Annotated in this window: 7 protein-coding genes; 5 read left to right on the plus strand and 2 right to left on the minus strand. The window is 55.9% G+C overall.

Translation table 11 applies throughout. The features are described from left to right. Both ABWO67_RS17320 and aceE read right to left on the minus strand, forming a co-directional pair. Positions 1-713, minus strand: a 713-nt coding sequence (locus ABWO67_RS17320; RefSeq protein ID WP_353153924.1) for a biotin/lipoyl-containing protein, incomplete at its 3' end; no start/stop codon positions are given. Between the two features lie 14 nt (positions 714-727). Next, positions 728-3,436: a pyruvate dehydrogenase (acetyl-transferring), homodimeric type gene (aceE, locus tag ABWO67_RS17325; RefSeq protein WP_353153927.1), complete on the minus strand. Its 2,709-nt coding sequence runs from the start codon at positions 3,434-3,436 to the stop codon at positions 728-730. A 258-nt stretch (positions 3,437-3,694) separates the two neighbouring features. On the opposite strand from aceE, the gene ABWO67_RS17330 reads away from it, so the two are divergent. Genes ABWO67_RS17330 through ABWO67_RS17350 form a run of 5 tightly spaced genes read left to right on the plus strand, consistent with a single transcriptional unit; the run spans position 3,695 to position 9,659 of the window. After that, positions 3,695-5,452, plus strand: a complete 1,758-nt coding sequence (locus tag ABWO67_RS17330; protein ID WP_353153930.1) for a PAS domain-containing sensor histidine kinase — start codon at positions 3,695-3,697, stop codon at positions 5,450-5,452. After that, on the plus strand, positions 5,449-6,075 hold the full coding sequence (locus ABWO67_RS17335; RefSeq protein ID WP_353153933.1) for a response regulator transcription factor: 627 nt from the start codon (positions 5,449-5,451) through the stop codon (positions 6,073-6,075). Before ABWO67_RS17330 ends, ABWO67_RS17335 begins: the two co-directional genes overlap by 4 nt. Further along, positions 6,072-6,941: a bifunctional methylenetetrahydrofolate dehydrogenase/methenyltetrahydrofolate cyclohydrolase FolD gene (gene folD / locus ABWO67_RS17340; RefSeq protein WP_353153936.1), complete on the plus strand. Its 870-nt coding sequence runs from the start codon at positions 6,072-6,074 to the stop codon at positions 6,939-6,941. Before ABWO67_RS17335 ends, folD begins: the two co-directional genes overlap by 4 nt. A gap of 8 nt (positions 6,942-6,949) precedes the next feature. Further along, the gene (locus ABWO67_RS17345; protein WP_353153939.1) at positions 6,950-9,022 is read left to right on the plus strand and encodes a M3 family metallopeptidase; all 2,073 of its coding nucleotides are present in this window, start codon (positions 6,950-6,952) and stop codon (positions 9,020-9,022) included. Positions 9,023-9,068: 46 nt separating this feature from the next. Then, positions 9,069-9,659, plus strand: a complete 591-nt coding sequence (locus tag ABWO67_RS17350; RefSeq protein WP_502930042.1) for an SCO family protein — start codon at positions 9,069-9,071, stop codon at positions 9,657-9,659. The last annotated feature ends 48 nt before the right edge of the window (positions 9,660-9,707 follow it).

A 9,707-nucleotide genomic window follows, 5' to 3' on the forward strand; every position in this document is an offset into this window, starting at 1 on the left:
TCTGGTTCGGCCACTGCCTGGCTCGCTTCAGCCGATGGCGCAGCAGCAGCAGCAGGTGCCGAAGCCTGCGTTGAGGCCGCATTGTCGGCAACCGGTGCCGCAGCGCCAGTCGTTTGCAGTTCCAGGATATCGGAGCCCTGGCTTACCTTGTCGCCGATCTTCACTTTGATGGCAGTAATCACGCCAGCATGGGAAGAAGGCACTTCCATGGACGCTTTATCGGACTCGACAGTAATAAGGCCCTGGTCGACCGTTATCGTGTCGCCTACAGCAACCATGATTTCAATGACGTCGACTTCATTGGTATCGCCAATATCGGGCACCACTACGGTAGCCGGCCCGCCTTTGGTTTCGGACGCGGCAGGCGCCGCTGCCTTGGCCTGCGATGCTTCAGGTTCGCTTTGCTTTGGCGCTGTCTTTTCAGGAGAAGCAGCCGCAGCGGGCTGATCGGCCTTGGCCGTATCTTTGGCGCCTTTAGCTTCGAGCTCGAGAATAACGGAACCTTCCTTTACCTTGTCGCCCGTTTTTACCTTGATGGATTTCACGACACCGTCCTGAGAAGCAGGGATTTCCATGGAGGCCTTGTCGGACTCTACGGTAATCAGGCTCTGCTCTTTCTTTACAGTATCGCCTACGGCAACCAATATTTCTATCACGTCAACTTCGCTGACGTCGCCAATATCCGGAACCTTGATTTCGGTGGTATTACTCATTTTGTCGTCCTCCCTCAGGCGTGATGCGGATTGGCTTTCTCAGGATTGATGCCATATTTCTTGATAGCTTCAGCCACTTTGGCTACCGGCAACTGGCCTTCGTCGGCAAGGCCGCGCAGCGCAGCCAGAACTACGAAACGCCGGTCTACCTCGAAGTGCTCTCGCAGTTTGGCGCGGAAGTCAGAACGTCCGAAACCGTCGGTGCCCAGCACGCGGAAATCGCGACCCTTGGGAACGAAGGGGCGTACTTGATCACCATACGCTTTGACGTAGTCGGTTGAGACCACGATGGGGCCAGTGGTGCTTTGTAATTGCTGCGTTACGTACGGTACATGTGGATTGGCATCTTCAGGATGGAGCAGGTTATGGCGTTCGCAATCCATGCCGTCGCGGCGCAGCTCGGTAAAGCTGGTTACGCTCCAGACATCGGAACCTACACCCCAATCGCTTTGCAGCATTTCCTGGGCGGCAAGGACTTCGCGCAAAATTGTCCCCGAACCCATCAGTTGCACGCGCAATTTGCCATCGCCCAGCGACTTGAACTTGTACATGCCGCGAATGATGCCGTCTTCGTCGCCAGGCTTCAGCCCAGGCTGAGCGTAGTTTTCATTCATCACGGTGATGTAGTAATACACGTTTTCCTGGTTTTCGACCATGCGGCGCAAGCCGTCTTGAATGATGACTGCAAGCTCGTGGCCGAAAGTCGGGTCGTACGACACGCAATTTGGAATCAGCGAAGACATGATGTGGCTGTGGCCGTCTTCATGCTGCAGGCCTTCGCCGTTAAGCGTAGTGCGCCCTGCCGTGCCGCCCAGCAAGAAGCCGCGTGCCTGCATATCGCCCGCTGCCCAGGCCAGATCGCCAATGCGCTGGAACCCGAACATCGAGTAATAGATATAGAACGGGATCATGATCCGGTTGTTGGTCGAGTACGACGTTGCAGCGGCCATCCAGGAACTGAAGGCGCCGGCTTCGTTGATGCCTTCTTGCAGCAACTGGCCGTTCTCGGTCTCACGGTAGTACATGACCTGGTCTTTATCGACCGGCGTGTACTTCTGCCCTTCTGGCGCATAGATGCCGATCTGGCGGAACAGGCCTTCCATGCCGAAGGTGCGTGACTCATCGGCCAGGATCGGCACAACGCGGGAGCTGAGCTCTTTGTCGCGCAGAACCTGGTTAATGATACGTACAAAGGCCTGGGTCGTAGAGATTTCGCGGCCTTCGGCCGTTGGCTCCAGCACGGCTTTGAAGGCCTCCAGTTTGGGCGCATGCAGTTGCTCGTCGGCCTTCTCGCGCCGATGTGGCAGATAACCGCCCAGCGCTTTGCGGCGTTCATGCAAGTACTTCATTTCAGGCGAGTCGTCGGCCGGTTTGAAGTAAGGCAGATCGTCGATCTTGTCGTCGGGAACAGGAATATTGAAACGATCGCGGAATTCGCGCACGGCCGATATATCCAGTTTTTTCTGCTGGTGCGATGGGTTCTTGGCCTGGCCAACATGGCCCATGCCGTAGCCTTTGATGGTTTTTGCCAGGATCACCGTAGGCTGACCCTTGTGCTTGCTGGCGGAGTCGAACGCTGCAAAGACCTTGTATGGATCGTGACCGCCGCGGTTAAGGCGCCAGACATCATCGTCGCTCATGCGGCTGACCATTTCCAGCAGCTTGGGATGCTTGCCGAAGAAATTTTCGCGCACGTATTTGCCATCGTGGGCTTTATAAGCTTGGTATTCGCCGTCGACCGACTCTTCCATGATACGGCGCAAAATGCCTTCTTTGTCGCGAGCCAGCAAGGGATCCCAGTAGCCGCCCCAGATCAGCTTGATGACGTTCCAGCCGCTGCCGCGGAAGTCGCCTTCGAGTTCCTGAATGATCTTGCCATTGCCGCGGACAGGGCCGTCAAGCCGCTGCAGGTTGCAGTTGACAACAAAGATAAGGTTGTCGAGCTTTTCGCGTGAAGCTAGGCTAATGGCGCCCAGGGATTCCGGTTCGTCCATCTCGCCGTCGCCGCAAAATACCCAGACCTTACGATTGCTGGTGTCGGCAATGCCGCGGGCATGCAGGTACTTCAAGAAGCGAGCTTGGTAAATCGCCATCAATGGGCCAAGACCCATGGATACAGTAGGGAATTGCCAGAAATCCGGCATAAGCTTGGGATGCGGATAAGATGGCAGCCCTTTGCCTTCCACTTCTTGACGGAAATTATTCAGTTGATCTTCTGTCAGGCGGCCTTCCAGATAAGCGCGGCCATAAATGCCGGGCGAGGAATGGCCTTGGAAATAAATAAGGTCGCCGCCGTGATCTTCGGTTTCAGCATGCCAGAAATGGTTTTGCCCGCAGCCTATCATGGTGGCTAACGACGCAAACGATGCAATGTGCCCGCCCAGATCGCCGCCGTCAGGAGGGTTGTGGCTATTGGCCCGTACTACCATGGCCATCGCGTTCCAGCGCACATAAGAACGGATGCGTTCTTCCAGCACTAGATCGCCGGGATGGGCAGGCTCCAGGCCTGGCGGAATGGTATTGACGTATGCTGTGTTGGGCGAGAACGGAATGTGGGCACCAGAACGGCGCGCAAGATCCACCAAGCGTTCCAACAGGAAATGGGCACGTTCCGGCCCTTCGCGATCAAGGACGGCTTCTAATGCGTCGAGCCATTCCTGGGTTTCAAGGGCCGCATCGTCGGCATTGCCTGCCGTAGCGCTGATTTGATCAAGAGAGGACATTAGCTGTCTCCTGTTTTAAATTACGGAATCCGCTTATTGGCAACAACGTGTCGTTGCCCCGTTATACCTGATAGCCGGCCATGTTGGGCGCGTACTGTAAACGCAGCGCTGGGCTGCACCGCTGTCATTCTAGGAAAGACTGCTGCGATGTTCAAGCAATATTTCATTTTATGGTATGACTTTTTACAATGTGAAAAATTAACATCTACGTTACGGTTTAAAATGAGCGGAGCATCTCTGTGCGATAAATAGAAAACCATGGCGACCCATTCTAAGAAATCCCTGATCCCGACGACGTTCTACGACCAGGCCAATCACACCCGTCGTGGTTTTTATTGGCTGACGCCCGTTATCGTCCTGATTTTGTACTTATGTGTGATGGGCGCCTTTATATGGTTGCAACGTCTACATAATGACAGCGTCATGTTTGTCACGATAGACCAGGAAACTCGCCAGCAACGCCTCATCATGGTGGTGGTCGCCCTTTCTTTCGTCATCGTTCTCAGTTTGCTGGCGCTATGGCGATACACCCGCTTTCGCACCACAGCCGAAGCCGCCCTGATTGCTGAAACCGGATTCCGCCGCGCCATGGAAAACTCCATGTCCACCGGTATGCGGGTGTTTGACATGCACGGGCGCATCGCCTACGTCAATCCGGCTTTTTGCCGCATGATAGGCTGGAACGAAGCCGACCTTATCGGGCGTACGACACCCTTTCCTTATTGGCTGCCGGGCCGGCATGCCCAGCACCAGGAAACACTGGATCTGCTCCTTTCCGGCCGCACGCCCAGCAGTGGGCTCGAAGTTGAGGCACAGCGGCGCGATGGCTCCCGCTTTACAGCGCGTATGTATGTCTCGCCCTTGCGCGATCCCAACGGTGAACAAATCGGATGGATGACATCGATGACGGACATCACCGAGCCCAAGCGCATACGCGAGGCCCTTACTGCGGCCCATGAACGCTTCATGACGGTGCTCGAAGGTCTGGACGACGCGATATCCGTCGTAGCCGACACCCCCGACGGCCTTGAGCTGTTATTCGCCAACCGCACCTATCGGCGCTTTTTCGGCGCCCAGTCCAACGGGCATGGCGAACTGCTCGGAGGACGCCTGGGCCGCTTCACCGATGAAACTGTCGAGATATTTTCCGAATCGGCGCAACGCTGGTTTGAAGTGCACCACCGCATTCTTGCCTGGACCGATGGGCGCCGGGTTCGGCTTCAAGTCGCGCGCGATATCACCGAGCGTCGACGGCATGAAGAAGACTCGCGCGTCCAGCAGGAAAAAATACAGCTGACCAGCCGCCTGACCACGATGGGCGAAATGGCCTCGTCACTGGCCCACGAACTGAACCAGCCGCTTACTGCCATCAGCAACTACAGCATGGGCGCCGTTGCCATGCTCAAGTCAGGAAATGCTCAGCCCGAACGCCTGCTTGAGGCCCTGGAAAAAGCCGCCCAGCAGGCCGAGCGGGCCGGCAAGATCATCAGCCGTATACGCGAATTCGTAAAGCGCAGCGAGCCCCGCCGGCAGCGCGTTCCCGTCAGCCGCATCGTGGACAACGCCATAGGCTTTGCCGATATCGACGCGCGCAAACGCCAAGTCGATATACAACAGCACCTTCCGGACCCTCTGCCAGACGTCATGGCCGACCCCATCCTGATCGAACAGGTATTATTGAATCTGCTTAAGAATGGGGTGGAGGCAATGGAAACCAGTGATTACCGCATACTTCATGTTGTAATCACAGATCAGCACCCTTTGATCGAGATTGCCGTCATTGATCGCGGTCACGGCTTGCGTGATCCCCAGCGTTTGTTTGAACCGTTTTACAGCACCAAGTCTGAAGGCCTGGGTATGGGGCTGAATATCTGCCGTACTATTATCGAGTCGCACCATGGCCGTCTTTGGGCCAGTTCCAATCCGGACGGCGGCACCATTTTTCGTTTCACTCTGCCGTGTGCATCGCCACAAGCGCCCAGCACAGAAGAGGACACACAGGAGTTCCATGCATGACTACACCTCAAGCCCCCAGCACTATTTTTATCGTCGATGACGACGAAGCGGTACGCGATTCCTTGCGTTGGTTGCTGGAAGCCAATGGCTACCGTGTCAGGAGCTTTAGTGGTGCAGAAGAGTTTCTTAGCGCCTACGAACCAGACCAGGTCGGCGTGCTGATCGCCGACGTGCGCATGCCCGGCATGAGCGGCCTGGAGCTTCAAGAGGAACTTATCGCACGCCAGGCTCCCCTGCCTATTGTCTTTATTACCGGACACGGCGACGTACCCATGGCGGTATCGACCATGAAAAAGGGCGCCGTCGATTTCCTTGAGAAACCATTCAATGAAACTGACTTGCGCACGATAGTGGCGCGCATGCTCGACCAGGCAAGCCAACGCATCAGCCAAGTCCAGGCCCAGAAAAACCATCAGGCCGTCCTTAGCCGCTTGACGGCTCGCGAACAGCAAGTGCTTGAGCGTATCGTGGCGGGCCGCCTGAACAAGCAAATCGCGGGCGACTTGAATATCAGTATCAAGACTGTCGAAGCGCACCGGGCCAACATTATGGAAAAACTGGAAGTCACGACGGTAGCCGACCTGATGAAAATCGCGCTGACCAAAGCCGAGGGAACAGCATGAGCGCAAGGCTTATCGATGGCAAGGCGCTTTCCGATACGGTAAAGGCCGAAGTCGCGCAACGCGTACTCGCCCTGAAAGAGCGCGGGCTGGTTCCAGGCTTGGCAGTCGTATTGGTGGGTGCTGATCCGGCGTCGCAAGTATATGTTCGCAACAAAGCTGCAGCCTGCGAAAAGGCCGGTCTGCACTCGCGCGTTATCCGCCTGGAGGCCGATATCAGTGAACAGGCATTGCTGGATGTCGTCAATCAGTTAAACAATGACCCGCAAGTGCATGGCATTCTGGTTCAACTGCCCTTGCCCGGCCACATGAACGCCGCCAAGGTCATTGAAGCCATTGCGGCCAGCAAGGACGTCGATGGTTTTCACATCAGCAATGCCGGCTTGCTCATGACAGGCCAACCTTTGTTCCGTCCGTGCACGCCTTATGGCGTCATGAAAATGCTGGAGTCCGAAAACGTGACGGTGCGCGGCGCCGAAGCCGTTATCGTCGGCGCAAGCAATATTGTGGGCAAACCAATGGCCATGTTGCTGCTGGCTGCTGGCGCGACCGTCACCCTGTGTAATTCCAAAACACGCGACCTTGGCGCCCAAACGCGGCGCGCCGATATTCTGGTGGTCGCCACAGGCAAGCCAAAAATGATCACGGGTGACATGATCAAACCCGGCGCAGTCGTTATCGATGTGGGCATCAACCGTGACGCCGATGGCAAACTGGTTGGCGACGTTGAGTTCGAATCAGCAAAGGCTGTAGCCGGCGCCATTACGCCCGTGCCTGGCGGCGTGGGCCCCATGACTATCGCCATGCTGTTGGTCAATACGCTGGAAGCTGCCGAGCGCAGCGCAAAACACTCTGTTTCTGAGCACTGAATTTTACAATGACACAAAATCCCCTGTTGGCCCCTATTTCTACGTTAATCGACTATTCCAGCGTAAAGCCCGAACATATCGAGCCGGCTATTGCTCACCTGATTGCCGAAACGCGCACTGCGGTCGAACGCGCTGCTGATCCGGGGTTGCCAGCAACATGGACTGCCATTGTCGAGCCGCTTGAAGACGCCTCCGAAACGTTATGGCGGGCCTGGTCAGTGGCCGGCCACCTGAACGCAGTCGTTAATACACCGGAACTGCGCGCTGCGTACAACCAGTGTTTGCCCTTGGTCACCGAATTTTCAACCTGGGTCGGGTTACATACCGGCTTGTATACGCAATACAAGCGTCTTCAGGCCTCTGAAGGCTTTGCACAGTTGCCGGCGGTCCGCCAGCGCATCGTCGACCTTGCCCTGCGTGATTTTCGTCTTAGCGGCGTCGAGCTCGTTGGGGAAGCGCGCGATCAGTATGCAGAAATTTCCGACAAGCAAGCACAAGCTTCGCAAAAGTTTTCGGAAAACGTGCTCGACAGCGTGGATCGATGGTCTTTGCATGTTACCGATGAAGCCCGGCTTGCCGGCTTGCCGGCCGATGTCGTGCAAGCGGCCCGCTCCGCCGCCGAGGAAGACCAGCTTCCTGGCTGGAAGCTGGTGCTCAAGATGCCCTGCTACTTGCCCGTCATGCAATATGCGCAAGATCGCACCCTCCGCCAGGAACTCTATCGCGCTTACGGTACTGTCGCATCAGAGCATGGCGACGCAGCCCTTGACAACTCGCCGCTCATCGAACAGCTTTTGACCCTGCGATCCCAAGAAGCGGCACTGTTGGGATACGGCAGTTTTGCCGACTTGCGTCTTGAAACACGCATGGCCGACAACGCGGACCAAGTTCTCGATTTTCTGCGAGAACTCGCGCAGAAGGCCAAGCCGTACGCTAAACGGGATTTGGCAGAATTACGCAGCTTTGCGCTTGAAAAGCTGGGAATGCAGGAGCTCGAGCCATGGGATATGGCCTTTGTTTCAGAGCGCCTGCGCGAAGAACGCTATGCCTACTCTGAAGAAGAAATCAAACAGTATTTCACTGAACCGCAGGTACTGAAGGGCTTGTTCCAGGTCGTTGAAAAACTGTTCAATGTCAATCTGCGCGCATCGAACGCCCCGACTTGGCACAGCGATGCACAGGCCTTCGATGTCATCGCCGCCGATGGCGCACCCCTGGGTACCTTGTATATTGACCTGTACGCCCGCCAAGGCAAGCAAAGTGGCGCCTGGGTCGACAGCGAACGTAATCGACGCAAAGTTGCCCAGAGCATCCAGACGCCTGTGGTGTATCTGACGTGCAATTTTTCAAGGGCGCAGAACGGGAAAGCGGCACTGCTTACCCACGATGATGTCATTACCTTGTTTCATGAAAGCGGCCATGCTCTGCATGCGTTGCTGTCGCAGGTCGACGATCCCGCCGCAGCAGCCTTTTCCAGCGTCGAATGGGATGCTATCGAATTGCCATCGCAGTTTATGGAGAATTTCTGCTGGGAATGGTCGGTGGTACAAGCCTTATCGGCACACGTCGATACAGGGGAACCCCTGCCCCGCGCGCTTTACGACAAACTGCTTGCGGCACGCAATTTCCAGGGTGGCATGCAAATGCTGCGGCAAGTCGAGTTTTCGCTGTTCGACATGACCATCCATCATCAGGCTCAAGGCATGTCCATACAGACCGTGCTCGATACGCTCGATCTGGTTCGCAAAGAAGTCGCCGTACTCTTTCCTCCATCGTGGCATCGTTTCCCGCATAATTTCTCGCATCTGTTCGCGGGGGGCTATGGGGCGGGCTATTACAGCTACAAGTGGGCCGAAGTGCTTTCCGCGGACGCCTACGCCGCTTTCGAGGAAGAAGCCATCGTGGCGCCGGACGGCACGCGGGAAACGCTTAATGCCGCTACCGGCCAGCGTTTCTTGAAAGAGATCCTGGCCGTTGGCGGTGCGCGGCCGGCTGCGGAGTCGTTCTATGCCTTCCGCGGACGCCAACCCTCCATTGACGCCTTGTTGCGCCATAGTGGCATGACAGCGTGCGATATATAAACGTTTTTGGTAAGCATTATTGCTTGGTACTTCAAGGCTTTTGATTATGCGTGCTTTATCCCGCTACTTGTTGGCTCTGTTCTGCGTCATGGCCCTTTCTACGGCTGTCCATGCAGATACCGCTATCCATGGCGTGCGCGGTTTCTTACCTGACTTGCGTTTCACGCTACAAAGCGCAGGCGGAAAAACGGTTACTCAGGATGAGTTCAGGGGCAAGACTGTAATGCTGTTTTTCGGCTACGCCAGTTGCCCTGATATTTGTCCGACGACGATGGCTCAGCTTTCGCAGGTCATGCTCGGTTTGGGCAAGGATGCCGACAAAGTACGTATCCTGTTCATTAGCGTGGATCCTCATCGGGACACGCCAGATATTCTGCAGGCTTATGTCAACGCCTTTGACAAAAATGCAATAGGGCTTACAGGAACAGAAAAACAAGTCGCTGACGTGGCCCGCCGATACCGGGTTGCGTATCAGATTGAGAAACCCAAAAACGATGATAAAGACAACTATGAGGTTGCTCACAGCCGGGGCGTCTATATGTTCGACGCCCAGGGCCGCGCAAGGGTATTGGCCGCCGACACCGAGTCGGTGGAAGCACTAACCGAAAGCGTACGAGGTTTGCTGAAATCCAATTAACTAGCGTATTTTCGGTTCGAGTGTTTACTGCACATGAATCATGGGTGC

The organism is Pollutimonas bauzanensis (genome assembly GCF_040393045.1).
GTDB classification, from domain to species: domain Bacteria; phylum Pseudomonadota; class Gammaproteobacteria; order Burkholderiales; family Burkholderiaceae_B; genus Pollutimonas; species Pollutimonas bauzanensis_A.

Excerpts from the sequence above, each read along its gene's own strand:
- aceE (WP_353153927.1), bottom strand. The coding sequence starts at position 3,436 with ATGTCCTCTCTTGATCAAATCAGCGCTACGGCAGGCAATGCCGACGAT.
- ABWO67_RS17330 (WP_353153930.1), top strand. The coding sequence starts at position 3,695 with ATGGCGACCCATTCTAAGAAATCCCTGATCCCGACGACGTTCTACGAC.
- ABWO67_RS17335 (WP_353153933.1), top strand. The coding sequence starts at position 5,449 with ATGACTACACCTCAAGCCCCCAGCACTATTTTTATCGTCGATGACGAC.
- folD (WP_353153936.1), top strand. The coding sequence starts at position 6,072 with ATGAGCGCAAGGCTTATCGATGGCAAGGCGCTTTCCGATACGGTAAAG.
- ABWO67_RS17345 (WP_353153939.1), top strand. The coding sequence starts at position 6,950 with ATGACACAAAATCCCCTGTTGGCCCCTATTTCTACGTTAATCGACTAT.
- ABWO67_RS17350 (WP_502930042.1), top strand. The coding sequence starts at position 9,069 with ATGCGTGCTTTATCCCGCTACTTGTTGGCTCTGTTCTGCGTCATGGCC.